Raw genomic sequence first — 16,909 nt, 5'->3', positions numbered from 1 at the left:
AAAAGGTGAGGTTGAGTACAGCCTCTTTGGCCTTCGCGTCATCCCAAATTCAACTTTATCTAAAGGCTTGGTTGGCAACAAACCATCTTAGCTGAGGTAAACACGGTCTTCTTCGCCTTCTACATCCATTACCACGTCAACATGCTCCTTTAAAATGGTAGAAAGTTCCAATCCAACGAAATCTGTAGCAATCGGGAATATTTTATGGCTTCTATCTACCAATACCACCGTGCGGATTTTTTTGTGTGGGGTATTCAAAAACACACCCAAGCCATAGGCCAATGTTTTGCCGCTATTGAGCACATCATCAACCAAGATCACCACTTTGTTTTTCCATACGCTTTCGGGCAAGTCGGTTTTGGCCACCAGTTTGCTGCTTTGTTTTTCGAGGTCTACCCGCAACAAGATCAGGTTGAAGCTTGAGATTTCCTGCAGTACTTTTTGCAGGCGCAGGGCCAGTTTGTAGCCACGGTCCCAAATTCCAGCCAGCACCAGCTCCTTCTCTCCTAAATTGTCTTCCAAAATCTGATAGGCAATGCGATTGATCTTCTGCGCAATCTGCTGTTTATCTAGAATAAGTACCTGGTTTTCGGGCATAATGAAATTGTTTGATCTTGCCTACAAAAGAACAAATTAAACCTCAAAATCAAATACAAAAAATTATTTTTAGCAAATCCTGCAACGTTTTGGCAGGCATCGGCGTCTAATCATTACAAACCCTAAAGCAAAAAGAATCATGAAATTGACCAGTATCAGAAAAATCAGCCTCCTTTTAATAGCAACTTTTGGCTTTGGCCTTAGCTTGGCCTATGCCCAAGGCAACAGAAGCGTAAGCGTAAAAAGCTTTGACCAACTTACCGTAAGCAGCGGCATTGACATGTACCTGACCCAAGGTGGCACCGAAAGCCTTACCATCAAAGGCAACGACGATGTAATTAAGGATGTGGTGGTAGAACAAAACGGAAGCAGCGTAGTAATCAAATACAAAGAGGGCATCAACTGGAGCAGGCTGTTCAAAAACCAATCGATAAAGGTCTATGTGAACTACAAAAACATCAAAAGCCTTACCTCGAGCGGGGGTTCTGATGTATACACCCAAAATACCATGAAGGCCGACCAGCTGAACGTAAGAGCCAGTGGCGGTTCTGATGTAAAACTGACCCTAAACTGCAGAGACCTTACCTTGAGCATTAGTGGTGGCAGCGATGCCGACTTAAAAGGAACTGCCGAAAACATGCAGGCAAGTGCTTCTGGCGGTTCTGACATAGACGCTTTTGGATTTGTGGTAAACAATGCCAAAGTAAACGTAAGCGGCGGTTCTGATGCCAACATCTACGTAAACAAAGCGTTGGAAGCTGGTGCAAGCGGCGGCAGCGATATCCACTACAAAGGCAATGCCTCGCTCAAAAAAACCACTTCGTCAAAAAGCGGCGACATCAACCACGTGAATTAGTTTTAGTTTTTTTGTTTAAATAGCAAAGCCCATATCGCACATGCAATATGGGCTTTCTTTTTTGTAGGCCAAAGGCTAGTTTGCTGCTTTCGGATATGGATAGTACACAAAATTGGCGCCTTCGGGTACAATGACGAAAATGCACATGTAGTTTTCCGGCTTTTTGTAGCTTTTGAGGAAATGCTCTTTTTTATCGGGATGGATAATTCCTTTTTGAACAAATTCTTCCAAAGTTGAGGCCTGGATAGTCCATGCCGTATTGAGCTCCTCGCGGTTCAAAATCAGCTCGCCAATGCTTACTTCATGTTGGTGGGCAATAAAAATAGGATGGGAAGAAATACCTTCTACCATAATTTCGACGGCAACCTCCTTGATCGAATCGGCATAAAAAGCCAGATCTTTTTCCAGGCTTACCAAAGGGCTTTTGCGTTCTGGCGCCTGTTCCTTATTGCCATTTTGGCCTAAATTGCCTAATAATTCTTCTGATTCCATTTCTTAAAACTTGATTTCTTTTTTCAGGACGATAAATTTATCATCGGTTAGGCTATCGGTTAAAAGCGCATAGCCTTGACCGGTTTTGATTACTCTCTTTGCTAACGGATATTGGTCTGAACAAAAATACATGCTGCCTGTTTTAACCAGTTTCCAGCTATTATGCTTTAACGAAAACAGGTTGACGGTTGACCAACAGCTGCTGAACCATTCTGGCCTGAGCAGCAATTCGGGCTGTCCGTCGCCATCCAAATCGCCTAACCAAACAAGATGCGCGCCGATTGCCTTGTCGAATGACAGCATTGGCCAATTTTTAGGCGCAAAAAATACATTGATGAGGTAGCTTTTTTGCTTGTCGCCCATATCATCGTCAACCAGCTTGTTTCTGACCACAAAAGCCGTATCGGCAGGCGTTAGCAAAATGGTATCAACGCTTTGCTTTTTCCAATCGACTTTGGGTCTGGCAGGTACTTCGGCCACGCTTGGCTTTGTTACTGCGCCATCAGTTTTGACCTTGCCCCTACAGGCAACCAAAACCATCAAAGCCAACAAACAAATCCAAATATTTTTCATCTGTTTACCATTGCGACGGCCTTAACCAGCCGTGATGTTATTTTACTTCAGTTTGAGCAAAACCACGTTTTCTACGTGTTGTGTATGCGGAAACATATCAACGGGTTTTATCCGTACCACTTCGTACTTTTCTTTGAGCAGCGCCAAATCCCGTGCTTGCGTAGCGGCATTGCAGCTTACGTAAACGATCTTTTCGGCTTCCATTTCCAACAGGCGATCTACCACATCGGCATGCATACCGGCGCGTGGCGGATCGGTAATCACTACATCGGGCTTGCCATGACCGGCAATAAAATCGGCCGTTAGGATATCCTTCATGTCGCCAGCATAAAAAAGCGTATTGTTGATACCGTTCAACTCAGCATTAAATTTGGCGTCTTCAATGGCCGTTGGCACGTACTCGATGCCTACTACCTGTTTTACGCTACCAGCCACAAAATTGGCAATGGTTCCGGCGCCAGTATATAAATCGTATACCAGTTCATCGCCCTTAAAACCTGCAAATTCTTTGGTGATTTTATACAATTCGTAGGCTTGCTCTGAATTGGTCTGATAAAAAGACTTGGCCCCGATCTTGAATTTCACCTTGTTGGCTTCCGACCCATCGAGCGACATCGCCTCGAAAATATGATCCCTGCCCGAATAAACAATAACTTCCTGATCAAAAATGGTATCGTTTCTTTTTTGGTTAACGATATATAGGAGCGAGGTAATTTCGGGAAAAGCCGTCTTTACGTGCGCCATCAACCCGTCGATCTGCTCTTGGCTGGCATAGGCAAAAACCACCACCACCATCAGCTCGCCCGTTGAAGAGGTACGGATAATCAGGTTGCGGAGCGCGCCCTCGTGGTTGCGCAGGTCGTAAAAACTCAGGTCGTTTTGCAGCGCATATTCGCGAATGCGCAAGCGAAGACTGTTGCTCGGCTCTTTTTGCAGGTAGCAATGTTCGATATCCAGAATTTTATCGAAACGCAAAGGCACGTGAAAGCCCAAGGCATTCATTTCCTTATCATCGCGCTCTATCTGCATATCGCCGGCATTGAGCCAACGTTTATTAGAAAAAGTATATTCGAGTTTGTTGCGGTAGTACCTGTTTACGGCCGACCCCAGGATAGGTTCCATGGCGCTGGTATCTACCTTGGCCAGGCGTTGCAGCGCAGCTTCTACATTCTTATGTTTGAAACGCAGCTGGGCTTCGTAGTCCATGTGTTGCCATTTGCAACCTCCACAAGTACCAAAATGGCTACAGAAAGGGTCGGTACGCAGGTCGGAAGGTTTTTGGAGCTTTTCGATTACCGCTTCGGCAAAGTTTTTCTTTTTCTTCACCAAGCGAACATCTACCACGTCTCCAGGAACGGCTTTGTCTACAAAGATCACCAAATCATCGGCTTTGCCCACCCCCTTGCCTTCTTCGGCAATATCAATAATCTGCAACTCGGGAATTACAATCGGAGCGCTATTTCTTCTGTTTCTACTCATTGATGCAAATATACGAAAAGTCGCGTTGATAGTTTTGCTGGGCTAGAGGCTAAAGACTAAAGCTGAAAGACCAAAGAAGGCGGAAGACAGAAGGTATGAGGCAAAAGGTCAAATAAGATAGTCAAGTTAAGAGCTTTCCATCTCCGGCGAACCTTGGGAAGTTTTTCTTTTTGCTATTGAAACAGAAAATACAAAGCATAAAGTTCCATTCGGATTGACAAATCCGCACCAGGATAATTCAGCTGAACTTATTACTGTCCAAAAACTTTAAGGATTAATCCAAAAAAGCCTTCAACCAGGTTAAAGTTCATGTCGAATTGCTCGTCAACCATTACAGAAATTTCTAAAACTTCTTTACTCATCGCCTATTTTATTGCTATTTGAACAAAAATACAATATTTTGAACCAAAAACCAAAACGGTATATATTAAATTTATGTAAAGGATTTCGATATCATGAAGGTGTTCTTATATTTGTTTATACACTAACCCACTTATGAATCTCAAAACGCTCTGGACCATCATTCTTAAAACATTGGGTGTCTATTTCCTGCTCCACTTGATTGCGGCAGCCAGCCAACTTGTAGCGGGCTTATTATCTTTTGCAAGTATGCCTGTTGATGCATCGACTATGGCCTACGTCTTAATGCCATTGATCATGTTCACCATTTACCTTTTCATTCCATTGGTTCTGATTTTTAAAAGCGCCTGGCTGATCGAAAAGCTAAAACTAACGCAAGGATTTGAACAAGAAAGAGTAGATGCCAATATTAACGGAGGCGCGGCCATCAATATCGCATTAATTGTTTTAGGCGGTTATGTTTTTATCGACTCGGCGCCGGTATTTTTGCAACAGGCCTTTACTTATTTACAAAATGGAACCGATCAACCAAACAACACAGGGTCTGGCAGCATGCTCATACAACTGGCCAAAACAATTATAGGTGCATTCCTGGTTTTGAAGCACCAAGTTGTGGGCCAGTTTATCATTAAACAAAGCCAAGCCAACGATTAGACTCTAATTTTAAGAAACCTATTACGAATTACAACGCCGCCTTAACCAGATAAGGCAGGATTTCTTTTTGAAAGGTGACAAAGTTTTTGCGCACATCGGCATCGCTAACCGAGGTAAAGGCAAACGAGAAAACAATGCTTTTGCTCGCTTTGAGCAAAAAGGCCAAACCTCCCCTACGCGCCGGGTTTTTCTTGAAACTATCAAGCTCGAGGTAGGCCGATAGCAACAAAGCCTCCAATTGATCTGACAGGTGCTTCAAAAACTCTTGCGAATTGGCGTTTTCGCGCACAAAATCCCAGCCGATAAACTCGTTGCAAACCGTAAAAGACAGGCGGCAGGTTTTCATGACCAAGGCTTTCAGGTGCTCTTCTTCGCTGGCAAACTGTACCTTGTTGCTTAAAATTTCGTGCAGGTTTACATCCAGGTAATCCATCAAAATGGCATCTAAAACCTGTTCTTTGCTATCAAAATACTTATAGATGGTAGCCTTGGCGATACGTGCTTTTTTGGCGATCTCGTTTACGCTGGTTTTATGGTAACCATATTTCCTAAACAGCTCTTTGGCTGCTTTGACAATGCTTTCTTTTATTTTTTCTGGTTCCATTAATTAGTCACCTGTAAATTATTGCCTGCAATGGCAACATTATATCGTTTTAAAGATGTTTTGGCTGGCGCCTTTACCGGGCTTCCGTCGTACAAAGAGTACTTTGCACCAGAAACAGGATCGGTTACCGTAATCACAGGATCGTCTAAAACCACTGCATTTTTCTTTTCTGGATTTACCGTACTGCAACGGTCGTAGGCCACGTAGGCATTATCTGGCCGGCGATAAATAACAATCCCCGCAACGCCGTAGCCATTTAGGGTTACTGCCCCACCGGGACTGCTCAACCTGCTGAGCCTCGGATCGGTTAACGGTGCGCTAAAATTTACGGGATAATCGGGTATGAAGTTATTTTCTTTGGCACAAGACGAAGCCATCAGCACCACAAACAATATCCCGATCAGTCTTTTCATCTTAGATCAATGCGCTTTTATATTGTTTAAGGAAACGCACGTCATTCTCGGAGAACAGGCGCAGGTCCTTGATTTCGAATTTCAGGTTGGCAATACGTTCAATGCCCATTCCGAAGGCAAAACCGCTGTATTTTTTGCTGTCGATGCCACAGTTCTCCAAAACATTCGGATCAACCATACCGCAGCCTAAAATCTCAACCCAGCCACTGTATTTGCACATTTGGCAACCTTCGCCCTTGCAAATGGTACAAGAAATATCCATCTCGGCCGATGGCTCGGTAAAAGGGAAATAAGATGGCCTGAAACGTACTTTGGTACCCTCGCCATAAAGCTCTTGTACAAAGTAGAAAAGGGTTTGTTTCAAATCGGCAAATGATACTTTCTCGTCTACATACAAGCCTTCTACCTGATGGAAGAAACAGTGTGCCCTTGCCGAAATGGCCTCGTTGCGGTATACACGACCCGGCATCAACGCCCTGAAAGGAGGCTGTCCGGCTTCCATCATCCTTACCTGTACCGATGAGGTATGGGTACGCAAAGCGATATCGCCTTTTTCGCCGCCCTTTTTTATGAAGAAGGTATCCTGCATATCTCTTGCCGGGTGTTCTTCAGGAAAGTTCAAGGCCGAAAAGTTATGCCAATCGTCTTCAATTTCCGGTCCTTCGGCAACGCTAAAGCCCAGTTTATTGAAAATTTCGATGATTTCTCTCCTAACCAAGGCCAAGGGATGACGGGCACCCACTTCGAAGCCTTCGCCAGGCAGCGTTAAGTCTAGTTGCACATGACCGGCCAAGCCTTGCTCACTTTCGACGGTTTCGTTTAGCGCTTGGTATTTGGCTTCTGTTAATTGCTTAAATTCGTTCAGTACTTTGCCCAAAACCCGCTTTTCTTCTGGAGAAACGGCTTTGAACTGGTCGAAGATATCTTTGATTATACCTTTGGTTCCCAAGAATTTAATGCGGAACTGCTCGAGTTCGTCGGCATTATGGGTATCAAATGCATTGACCTCTGCGGTGTACTGTGTAATTTGGTCTTGTAACATCTGCCAAATATACGGCATTTAATAGAAATATTTGGTGTTGCCCGGTTCAAAAATCATCTTGAATGCATTTATTACAAGAAAATGAACTAAGCGGCACCAAAACGCGGCCTCAAAAAATGCTAGTCTATGTTTTTATGGAGGAAGCTGCAGGTTTTGTCTAGCACCAGCACCCATTTTCCGGCTTGGTTAAAGGTATGGTCGGCTCCGGCAACAAACAGCAATTCGTTGGGCACCTTTAGCAAATTGAGCTGGGCACCAAATGCGCTGTAGGTGTTAAAATCCTGTTTGGGCAAACCTTCAATGTCATTGTTTTCTGGAAAAACATTCAGTGTAGGAATTTTTCGATTGGCATTGGCGGTATAAAGTGGGCTGATGGCTTTGTAATAGGCTTCGTTGGCCACATTCACCTCGTAACCCGTGTAGCGATAGCCTGCTTCCAGCACATAAGGGGGCAATTGCTCCCAGTTGGGAAAATTGGTAAACAAAATATCTAATGCACCGGCCAAATTGGCGATGGCTTTTACCTTGCCGTTATTTTTCGCATCGTAGCCATAGAGCAGCCCTAGCGTGGCTCCCGCACTGTGTCCAACCAAGGCGAGCCTGTTGCCACTAACCACCCATTCTTTGGCATGCGCCAATGCATAATCGACTACGGCCCCTACATCGGCCACTTGGTCTTTTATTTTAATGGCACTTTCGCGGTGTACGGGTAAGGGCTGACTGAACAAGCCGTTGCCATCTACCAAACGATAATTGACATTGAGCACGGCAAAGCCGCTGCTGGCCAGGTATTTGGCTTGGGCAGTAAATTCGTTCTTATCTCCACCGATAAAACTGCCACCATGCAACAAAATAATAATACCGGTATTGGTGGTGCGGTTGGCCGGCAGGTAAACATCCAGCGTTTGCCAGGCATCACTGCCATAGCTTACATTGAGCATCGTTTCAGCTTGGGCAGCTACCTGAAAAGAAGGCGGATCGCTCTTCTCGCATTGGGAAAAAAGCATGAGGCCAATCAGCCCCATGCCTATCATCATTAAACTTCTTTTCATTGAGCTAAAGCAAAGCCTATTTAATTACGCCTAATTCTTTGCCCACTTTGGTAAAGGCGGCAATGGCCTTGTCTAAATGATGCTGTTCGTGGCCGGCAGAAAGCTGCACCCTGATCCTGGCTTTGCCTTGTGGCACTACCGGATAGAAAAATCCGATTACGTAAATGCCTTCCTCGAGCATTTTGCTGGCAAACTGCTGCGCAATTTTGGCATCGTACAGCATTACCGGAACAATCGGGTGGAAACCAGGCTTGATATCGAAACCAGCTTCGGTCATTTTTTCGCGGAAATATTTGGTGTTGTTTTCTAATTTATCACGCAGCTCGGTCGTTTCGCTCAACATATCCAATACCGTAATCGAGGCACCGGCAATAGAAGGCGCCAGGGTATTAGAGAACAGGTAAGGGCGCGAACGTTGGCGCAACATGTCGATAATTTCTTTCTTGCCCGAGGTAAAACCACCTGAAGCACCGCCAAGGGCTTTGCCCAAGGTACCGGTAATGATATCGATCCTGTCCATGACATTAAAGTGCTCGTGTGTACCACGACCGGTTTTGCCAATAAAGCCTGAGCAATGCGATTCGTCTATCATGACCAAAGCTTCGTATTTATCGGCCAAATCGCAGATTTTATCCAAAGGAGCTACCGAACCGTCCATAGAAAAGGCACCATCGGTAACGATAATGCGGTGACGACAGTCTTTGGCCGAAATCAACTGCTGCTCTAAGTCGGCCATATCGATATTTTTGTAGCGAAAACGCTGCGCCTTGCAAAGCCTTACCCCGTCAATAATCGAGGCATGGTTCAGTTCGTCTGAGATAATGGCATCTTCCGGGCCGAACAAAGGTTCGAAAACCCCACCGTTGGCATCGAAAGCAGCCGCATATAAAATGGTATCTTCGGTACCCAAAAACTGGGAAATCTTGGCCTCTAGCTCTTTGTGGATATCTTGCGTACCGCAGATAAAACGTACAGAAGACATTCCGTAGCCATGCTCGTCTATCGCTTTTTTGGCCGCTTCGATCACTTTAGGATGCGAAGACAATCCGAGATAGTTGTTGGCACAGAAGTTAAGCACTTCTGCTCCGGTGCTTACCTTAATGGCAGCACCCTGAGGCGTTGTAATGATACGCTCGCGTTTGTATAGTCCGGCGTTTTCTATTTCTTCTAGTTCTTGCTGCAGAACGGGCTGTAAAGTTTTATACATATTTATTTTTCATTTAAGATGCAACCATTTTGCTGGCAGATTGCTCTACAAATATAAGACACGTTAACAAACTTTAACAGTTTAAATGTGTTAAGTTCCAGAACTTAATCGATATTTATAATTTAATACACTTATATGAAGAAAATTTTCCTCTCCCTGTTTTTTGTGATCACAGCCCTGAATTCTTTATTTGCGCAACAATATCAAGTGAGCGGAAAAATAACCGACAACAAGGGCGAGATTATCCCCTTTGCTTCGGTATACATCAAAAACACTACGCATGGCGTATCGGCGAACGTAGATGGCCTTTACAAACTTGCGCTCGACAAGGGAAACTACACCTTGGTTTACAAGGCCATTGGCTACAAGGCAACGGAAAAAACGATTGCGGTAAGCGATAACCTGACGCTAAACACAACATTGGCCGAAGAAAGCTATACTTTGAACAATGTAGTGATCAGGGCTAATGCCGAAGACCCCGCCTATGCCATCATCAGGCAGGCCATTGCCAACCGGAAAAAACACCTGAACGAGGTAGACGAGTACAGCAGCGATGTATACATCAAAGGTCTGCAGAAACTGGTGGGCGCACCGAAAAAATTCCTGGGTCGCGACATTCAGAAAACCTTAGACCTCGATACCAACCGCAAGGGCATTCTCTATTTATCCGAATCGCAATCAAAGTTCAGCTTTAAGCGTCCGGGCAAGGTTAAAGAAGAAATGGTATCATCTAAAGTATCCGGACGAAGCAATTCCTTCAGTTTCAACAAAGCCTCAGACCTGATCATCAACTTCTACGAAAACCTTTTGCTGGAAGGCTCGGGACTGAGTTCGAGGAGTTTTGTTTCGCCTATTGCCGACAATGCGCTTTTTTATTACAAATACAAATTGTTGGGAACTTCCGAAGAGAACGGAGTAACCATCAACAAAATAGAGGTAATGCCGCGTCGCACCAACGACCCGGTATTTAGGGGCATTATTTACATTGCCGACGACAGCTGGAGATTGATGGGCACCAATTTATACCTCACCCAAGATGCGGGCATCAACCTGATCGATACCCTGAACATCAGCCAACAGTTTATCAAAGTAGAAAATGTTTACATGCCATCGAGCATTAAGTTCCAGTTTAACGGCAGCGTGTTCAAATTCAAGTTCGAAGGCTATTTTGTAGGGGTTTACAGCAACTTTAACATCCATCCCAATTTTCCTAAAAACTATTTTACGGCCGAAATCCTGAAAGTAACCAGGGCCGTCAACAAAAAAGACTCGCTGTATTGGGCCAACAATAGGCCTATTCCACTAACCGACGAAGAAAGGTACGATTACAAGCGGAAAGACAGCATCGCCCTGCGCAAGGAATCGAAGCCATACCTGGATTCTTTGGAACGCGAAAACAACAAATTCGGCCTTGTCAAGCTCGCGCTTACCGGCTACAGCATAAACGACAGGTACAACAAGCGTTATTTCTATTTCGATCCGCTGATGCGTTCTGTGCTTTACAACACGGTTGAAGGCGTTGCGCTAAAATATGGCATTACCTACAGGAAGCAGCTCGAAGACCGCAAGTTTTACAGCATCAGGCCAGAGGTGCGATACGGTTTTTCGAATCGTATATTTACAGCTAACCTCAGTGGAAACTACTATTACGATCCTTTGAAAAGAGCCAGCGTGAGCGCCTCTTTTGGCAGCGAGATTGCCGACCTGAACCGCTATGGCTCCATGAGCTTATTAACCAACTCGATCAATACCCTGCTTTTTGAACGAAACCTTTCTAAATTCTACAAAAAGGAGTTTGCCAACGTGGCGACCACCAGGGAGCTGGCCGACGGACTGCAGGCTTCGGTTGCCGTAGAATACACCAGAAACCACACGTTGGAAAACACCAACAGTTTTAAAATCAGGGACGTCAAGAACCGGGAGTTTACTTCGAACAATCCGTTTACACCGGATTCGGAAACCCCGCTTTTCCCTACCTACAACTCGTTTAATGTAAGTGCCACATTGAGTTACACTATCGGCCAAAAATACATTACCCGACCTGATGGCAAATTTTACGAGGATTCGAAATACCCACGCTTTCAGTTGGGCTACAGAAAGGGCATCAAGAACGTTTTGGGCAGCGATGTAGACTACGACCTGGTTAGCCTGGAAGTTTACCAAGAACGCATCAGCGCTGGCTTATTGGGTTTTTCGTCGTTTGTTTTGGGTGCCGGCAAGTTTCTGAACAACACAGCTGTTTTTTATCCAGACAGCAAACATTTCAGGGGCAACAATTCGACCATTTTCCCTCCTAACCTGCGCAAGTTCAGGTACCTTGATTTTTACATCTACAGCACCGACAAACAATACTTCGAAGCGCATTTCGAACACAATTTTGCAGGTTTCATGACCAATAAAATCCCTTTGTTGCGCAAATTGAAGCTTGAAGAACTGGTAGGCATCAATTATTTAACCCAACCGCAAAAAAGAAACTACACCGAATATTATTTCGGCCTGCAGCGCCTTGGTTTTGGGGTAAGTTATGGCTATGCCTACGATGGCAACAAAAAAGTAGAAGAAGGCTTCAGGATTTCGTACGGCTTCTAAAGCGTCACAACAAGGCAAAAGGCAGCGGGCTAAAGAATAATTAAGGACTAAACCTTTGCCTTTTACTTTTTTACCTTCCGCCTTTTTTGCTATCTTTGCAACGCATTAAACGCCGTTTGCAACGGTATCAATGAATTATGAATTATCAGACTTTACTTTACTACTGCTATTCTCCAATAGCTGAGGCTGAACAATTTGCAGCCGACCACCTTGCTTTTTGCAAATCTTTGGGCCTTGTAGGCCGTATCATTGTAGCCGACGAAGGATTGAACGGAACCGTTTCTGGAACTGTTGAAGCTTGCGCTACCTATATGGCGCATATACATGCCGATGAGCGCTTTGCCAAAACCGAATTCAAGATAGACGATGTGGCCGAACCTTCTTTCATCAAGATGCACTGCCGCTACAAGGCCGAAATCGTGCATTCTGGCCTGAGGGATACGAGCATTATCGATCCGAATAAACAAACCGGAAAACATCTCGAGCCTTTGGAGTTCAGCAAGATGATGGAAGAAGAAGATGTGATTGTGCTGGATGTGCGTTCCAACTACGAACACAACTTGGGCAAATTCAAGAATGCCATTACATTAGACATCGACAATTTCCGCGATTTTCCAGACCAGATCAATGCCTTGGCGCAATACAAAGACAAAAAGATAATGACCTATTGTACAGGCGGCATCAAGTGCGAAAAAGCATCTGCCCTGCTCCTGCACCATGGCTTTAATGATGTTTACCAGTTGCACGGCGGCATTATCAAATATGGCAAAGAAGCCGGCGGAAAGGATTTTGAAGGCAAATGCTATGTTTTCGACAACCGCATTGCCGTTGACGTCAATTCGGTAAATCCTACCGTAGTTTCAAAATGCTTCAACTGTGGCAAAACCACTTCAAAAATGATCAATTGCGCCAATCCGGAGTGCAATGAGCATTTTACGCAATGCGACGAATGTGGCGAAGAACTGCAGGGCTGCTGCTCGGCCGCCTGTGCTACCCACCCACGCAAGCGCCCTTACAACGGGACCGGTTATTATGTAAAAGTGCCCCAGCCCGTAGCGAAAGCCTAGTTAACCATTAACCAACAAGATAGATGGTTAGACGCCAATAGATGATTATATTTATAGCAACAAAACCATCTACCTATGGAACTGCAAACGATAAAAAACAAGATTTATCAGATCCGAAACCAAAAGGTAATCTTGGATTTTGATCTGTCGGCTTTGTACGAAACCGAAACAAGGGCCTTGAAGCAGGCCGTAAACAGGAACATTGGTCGTTTTCCCGAAGAATTTCTGTTTCAGTTAACCCAAACAGAATGGCCGGCGGTTCTCACAAATTGTGACAACCTGTCTCCAACCGCTAAATTTAGCCCGTCGCGGCCTTATGCCTTCGTACCCATTAGGCAATACGCCTTGATAAAAGCGACCAAGAAACCAACCAAAAACAACGCGAAAAATCGGCTATAAAATCACTTCTTAAACCTAATTCAACTATTGCATGCGAGCTTTACTTACCGTTTTCTTCTTATTCGTTTCCAACACCTTCATGACTTTGGCCTGGTACGGGCATTTAAAGTTCAAGGAAATGGAATGGAGCAAAAGCCTGGGACTGATCACCATCATCCTGATCAGCTGGGGCATTGCCTTGTTCGAGTATATTTTTCAGGTTCCAGCCAATAAATATGGCTTTAAGGAAAACGGCGGGCCGTTTAACCTCATGCAGCTCAAAGTAACCCAAGAAGCCATTTCCATTACCGTGTTTCTTATTTTCTCAATTTTGTTTTTCAAGACCGAGAAAATTGCCTGGAACCACATTGTGGCTTTTGCACTTATAATCCTTGCGGTATTCTTTGCCTTTATCAAGAAATAAATAAGGCATTATTTTTATACTTGTATTTATTTTGCCGAAAATGGCTGTTCGTTAGCTATTTCAGGTTGCCTTTTTTTATGCTGAACAAATCCAATACCTGCAAATTCCTTCTTTCCCTGATGCTGTGTTGCCTTACCCCTACATTGCTCAGGGCCAATGGCATTCAAAGTATCGGGGTGCCTTATGTACAGAACTACCCCAAATCTGCTTACCTATCTGGCAACCAGAACTGGTCTATTGCCAAAGACAAAGCGGGGCTGGTTTATTTTGGCAATGCCGAAGGCTTGTTGGTTTACGATGGCAAATATTGGCAACAGTACAAAATGCCCAACCGGCAAATTGTGCGTTCGGTAGCTACCAGCAATGACGGACGTATTTATACCGGCAGCTTCGGCGAATTCGGCTATTGGTCTTACCAAAACAGAAAGCTGGCCTACACTTCGCTAACCAAGCTCATTCCAAAGTCAAATCAGCTAACAGACGAGATCTGGAAAATTTATATTGACGACAAAAGAGTAATCTTTCAGTCTTTTTCTACCATATACATTTACGAAAACAATAAAGTAAGTGTGGTCAAATCGTCAGGTGCCATGCTGTTCTTGTACCAGGCCAACAAACGTTTCTTTGTAGAGGTATTGGGCAAGGGACTTTACGAGCTTCAGGGGAAAACGCTAAGTCCCTTGGCGGGCAGCGAAATACTGGGTTATACCGGAATACTTTCCATACTGCCTTACAAGAACGGCAGCTTCATTATCGGCACCAGCAAAAACGGACTTTTTATTTATGATGGCCAGACCTTTAAGCCATTCGCCAATGCGGCCAATTCCTTTCTCCAAACCTTTCAGCTGAACAATGGCGCCAAGGTGCTTGGCAAGTACTACGCTTACGGCACCATTTTAAACGGCTTGATCATTATCGACGAAGACGGCAACATCGTGCAGCGCATCAACAAATCGAGTGGTTTGCAGAACAATACCATCCTGTGCCTTTATGCCGACAACGAGCAAAACCTTTGGGCAGGGCTTGACAATGGCATCGACCGCATCGAACTTAACTCGCCACTTTACTTTTATTTCGATAAGGCTGGCCAATTTGGTACGGTTTATTCGAGCCTGATTTGGGGCAACAGGATTTATCTCGGCACCAATCAAGGTTTATTTTCAAGTCCTTGGTTGCCCGAAAGCAGCAACCTGTTCAATTCTTTTGATTTCAAGCTGGTGCCCAATACCCAAGGCCAGGTTTGGGACCTCAGGGTAATCGGCGATCAAATCCTCTGCGGGCACAACGATGGCACTTTTGAGGTAAATGGCAATCAAATTCAAAAAATATCGAGCATTAATGGGGGCTGGACCATCAAAAGGATGCTTTCCAAACCTAATTTTTTGATCCAAGGCACTTATACCGGATTGGTCATTTTCGAAAAGGACGCGAGCGGCAAATGGAAATTTAGCCATAAGGTAAGTGGATTTAACGAACCTTCACGCTATGTAAAAGAAGATGCCAAAGGCGATATTTGGGTAGGACATGCCTACAAGGGGCTTTACAAGCTTACGCTGAGCCCCGACCTGAAAACAGCAACCAACATCAAATATTACGATGAGAGAAATGGGCTGCCCAGCAATTATAACATCAACATCTTCAACATCGAAAACAAAATCCTTTTTTCGAGCGATTCGGGATTTTTTGTATACGACGACATCAGCAACCATTTTAGCAAGTACGATGCATTAAACAAAAATTTGGGGAGCTTCGCCGCATCAAACAAGATTATCGATGCCGGACTCAAAAAATACTGGTTCATCAGTCATGGCCGGATGAGTTTGGTTGATTTGGCCGAACCCGGAAAAATCACCGTTGATTCGACAAGATTTAGTGTATTGGACGGCCGTATGGTACAGTACTACGAAAACATTAGCCAAATTGGCGATAAAATATACCTGATTAGCGTTGATGATGGCTTTGTCATTTACAACACCACCGATATCGAAACCAAGCGTCAGCCTCCACTGCCTTCGGTGCTCATTAGAAAGATTGAAGACATTACCGACAAGTATGTTACGCTGGCAGAGAATGGCGATAACAACCAAGCCATAGAAATCCCCTTCAGCCGAAACAACATTCGCATTTCTTTTGCCATTCCTTATTATCGCCAATCAAAAATCAAGTTTCAGTATTATTTGGAAGGCTACTCTAAGCAATGGTCTGATTGGAACCCTGCAACCCAAAAAGACTTTACGAACCTGGGCAGGGGCACTTACAAATTTAAGGTACGTGCCAAAATAAACGACGAGCTTATTAGCCAGGTTACCGAAGTCGAATTTACCATCTTGCCACCTTGGTATGGCAGCAATTGGGCCATCGCATTTTATTTGCTGGTAGGCATCGTGGCGCTAATTGCCGGCAAACGCATTTACGAAGCCAAGCTCAAGAAAGACCAGCAGCTGATTACCCAAAAACTTCAGGTCGAAAAAGAAGAGTTCTTAAAGAAAGAAGCCGAGGCTACCGAGAAGCAGATCATTAAGCTGCGTACCGAAAAACTGCAAGCCGAACTGGCCGGCAAAAACAGGGAATTGGCCAACTCGGCCATGAGTTTAGTTTACAAGAACGAACTGTTGCAAAAACTGAGTCAGGAAATTACCAAACTGAAAGACGAAAACGGCAAAAAACTGTCTGAAGACCAGTTGCGTAAAATCCAAAAGGTAATAGACGATGGCATGAACGACGAGCGCGATTGGAACCTCTTCGAAAGTAGCTTTAACGAGGCCCACGAAAGCTTCTTCAAAAAGCTAAAAGCCAACCATCCAGACCTCGTTCCGAACGACCTCAAACTATGTGCCTACCTGCACATGAACATGAGCAGTAAAGAGATGGCTTCGCTCCTCAACATCTCGCTCAGGGGCGTAGAAATACGACGCTATCGTTTGCGTAAAAAACTTGATGTTCCCCACGACAAGAACCTTGTTGAGTTTTTAATGGAGCTCTAGCACTACATCATTACCTCTCATCAAACAATTTTGAGCGCGCAAATCAAAGCTCCAGATTTTTCATTTGTAGTAGCTGTAATTTTCCTGTTATCATTTCAAAAACGCCGTTTTTGAACCAAAAATCAATTTTGTTAAGCC

Annotated in this window: 17 protein-coding genes; 7 read left to right on the top strand and 10 right to left on the bottom strand. The window is 44.5% G+C overall.

What is annotated here, in order from left to right; all coding sequences use genetic code 11:
* Positions 1-87: 87 nt before the first annotated feature.
* Entirely contained in the window at positions 88-597 is a 510-nt protein-coding gene (locus AC6H1S_RS03050) for a phosphoribosyltransferase family protein (RefSeq protein ID WP_199136909.1), read from the bottom strand.
* Between the two features lie 139 nt (positions 598-736).
* Here AC6H1S_RS03050 and AC6H1S_RS03045 point away from each other — a divergent pair, with 139 nt between their 5' ends.
* A complete protein-coding gene (locus AC6H1S_RS03045) occupies positions 737-1,453 on the top strand; it encodes a head GIN domain-containing protein (protein ID WP_199136907.1) in 717 nt (238 codons plus the stop codon).
* Between the two features lie 75 nt (positions 1,454-1,528).
* Here AC6H1S_RS03045 and AC6H1S_RS03040 read toward each other — a convergent pair whose 3' ends face one another.
* From AC6H1S_RS03040 to AC6H1S_RS03025, 4 genes are all read right to left on the bottom strand, one after another.
* On the bottom strand, positions 1,529-1,945 hold the full coding sequence (locus tag AC6H1S_RS03040; protein WP_199136905.1) for a hypothetical protein: 417 nt from the start codon (positions 1,943-1,945) through the stop codon (positions 1,529-1,531).
* 3 nt (positions 1,946-1,948) lie between these two features.
* The gene (locus AC6H1S_RS03035) at positions 1,949-2,518 is read right to left on the bottom strand and encodes a hypothetical protein (RefSeq protein WP_497565065.1); all 570 of its coding nucleotides are present in this window, start codon (positions 2,516-2,518) and stop codon (positions 1,949-1,951) included.
* 42 nt (positions 2,519-2,560) lie between these two features.
* Complete coding sequence (gene rlmD / locus AC6H1S_RS03030) at positions 2,561-3,997, bottom strand: 23S rRNA (uracil(1939)-C(5))-methyltransferase RlmD (RefSeq protein ID WP_199136901.1); 1,437 nt, start codon at positions 3,995-3,997, stop codon at positions 2,561-2,563.
* A gap of 251 nt (positions 3,998-4,248) precedes the next feature.
* Positions 4,249-4,359, bottom strand: a complete 111-nt coding sequence (locus AC6H1S_RS03025; protein WP_199136899.1) for a phenylalanyl-tRNA synthetase subunit alpha — start codon at positions 4,357-4,359, stop codon at positions 4,249-4,251.
* Positions 4,360-4,492: 133 nt separating this feature from the next.
* On the opposite strand from AC6H1S_RS03025, the gene AC6H1S_RS03020 reads away from it, so the two are divergent.
* Positions 4,493-5,011 (top strand): hypothetical protein, encoded by a 519-nt coding sequence (locus AC6H1S_RS03020; protein ID WP_497565064.1) that lies wholly within the window; start codon positions 4,493-4,495, stop codon positions 5,009-5,011.
* Between the two features lie 28 nt (positions 5,012-5,039).
* Here the strand turns inward: AC6H1S_RS03020 and AC6H1S_RS03015 are convergent, their stop codons facing one another.
* The 5 genes from AC6H1S_RS03015 to kbl all read right to left on the bottom strand — a co-directional run bounded on the left by AC6H1S_RS03015 (position 5,040) and on the right by kbl (position 9,329).
* Complete coding sequence (locus AC6H1S_RS03015; protein WP_199136895.1) at positions 5,040-5,615, bottom strand: TetR/AcrR family transcriptional regulator; 576 nt, start codon at positions 5,613-5,615, stop codon at positions 5,040-5,042.
* Positions 5,615-6,028 (bottom strand): Rieske (2Fe-2S) protein, encoded by a 414-nt coding sequence (locus AC6H1S_RS03010; RefSeq protein ID WP_497565063.1) that lies wholly within the window; start codon positions 6,026-6,028, stop codon positions 5,615-5,617. Before AC6H1S_RS03010 ends, AC6H1S_RS03015 begins: the two co-directional genes overlap by 1 nt.
* Before the next feature lies 1 nt (position 6,029).
* A complete protein-coding gene (gene pheS / locus AC6H1S_RS03005; RefSeq protein ID WP_199136891.1) occupies positions 6,030-7,070 on the bottom strand; it encodes a phenylalanine--tRNA ligase subunit alpha in 1,041 nt (346 codons plus the stop codon).
* A 119-nt stretch (positions 7,071-7,189) separates the two neighbouring features.
* On the bottom strand, positions 7,190-8,122 hold the full coding sequence (locus tag AC6H1S_RS03000) for an alpha/beta hydrolase (RefSeq protein ID WP_497565062.1): 933 nt from the start codon (positions 8,120-8,122) through the stop codon (positions 7,190-7,192).
* A gap of 16 nt (positions 8,123-8,138) precedes the next feature.
* Complete coding sequence (gene kbl / locus AC6H1S_RS02995; protein ID WP_497565061.1) at positions 8,139-9,329, bottom strand: glycine C-acetyltransferase; 1,191 nt, start codon at positions 9,327-9,329, stop codon at positions 8,139-8,141.
* Positions 9,330-9,464: 135 nt separating this feature from the next.
* On the opposite strand from kbl, the gene AC6H1S_RS02990 reads away from it, so the two are divergent.
* From AC6H1S_RS02990 to AC6H1S_RS02970, 5 genes are all read left to right on the top strand, one after another.
* Positions 9,465-11,918 (top strand): DUF5686 and carboxypeptidase regulatory-like domain-containing protein, encoded by a 2,454-nt coding sequence (locus tag AC6H1S_RS02990; protein ID WP_497565060.1) that lies wholly within the window; start codon positions 9,465-9,467, stop codon positions 11,916-11,918.
* A 134-nt stretch (positions 11,919-12,052) separates the two neighbouring features.
* Positions 12,053-12,985: an oxygen-dependent tRNA uridine(34) hydroxylase TrhO gene (gene trhO, locus AC6H1S_RS02985; RefSeq protein WP_497566016.1), complete on the top strand. Its 933-nt coding sequence runs from the start codon at positions 12,053-12,055 to the stop codon at positions 12,983-12,985.
* A 75-nt stretch (positions 12,986-13,060) separates the two neighbouring features.
* Entirely contained in the window at positions 13,061-13,384 is a 324-nt protein-coding gene (locus AC6H1S_RS02980; RefSeq protein WP_497565059.1) for an ORF6N domain-containing protein, read from the top strand.
* Positions 13,385-13,415: 31 nt separating this feature from the next.
* Positions 13,416-13,787: a DMT family protein gene (locus AC6H1S_RS02975; protein WP_199136882.1), complete on the top strand. Its 372-nt coding sequence runs from the start codon at positions 13,416-13,418 to the stop codon at positions 13,785-13,787.
* Between the two features lie 77 nt (positions 13,788-13,864).
* The gene (locus AC6H1S_RS02970) at positions 13,865-16,771 is read left to right on the top strand and encodes a ligand-binding sensor domain-containing protein (protein WP_199136880.1); all 2,907 of its coding nucleotides are present in this window, start codon (positions 13,865-13,867) and stop codon (positions 16,769-16,771) included.
* Positions 16,772-16,909: the final 138 nt, after the last annotated feature.

This window comes from Pedobacter sp. TM02, assembly GCF_059705275.1.
This window is presented reverse-complemented; position numbering and strand designations above follow the sequence as displayed.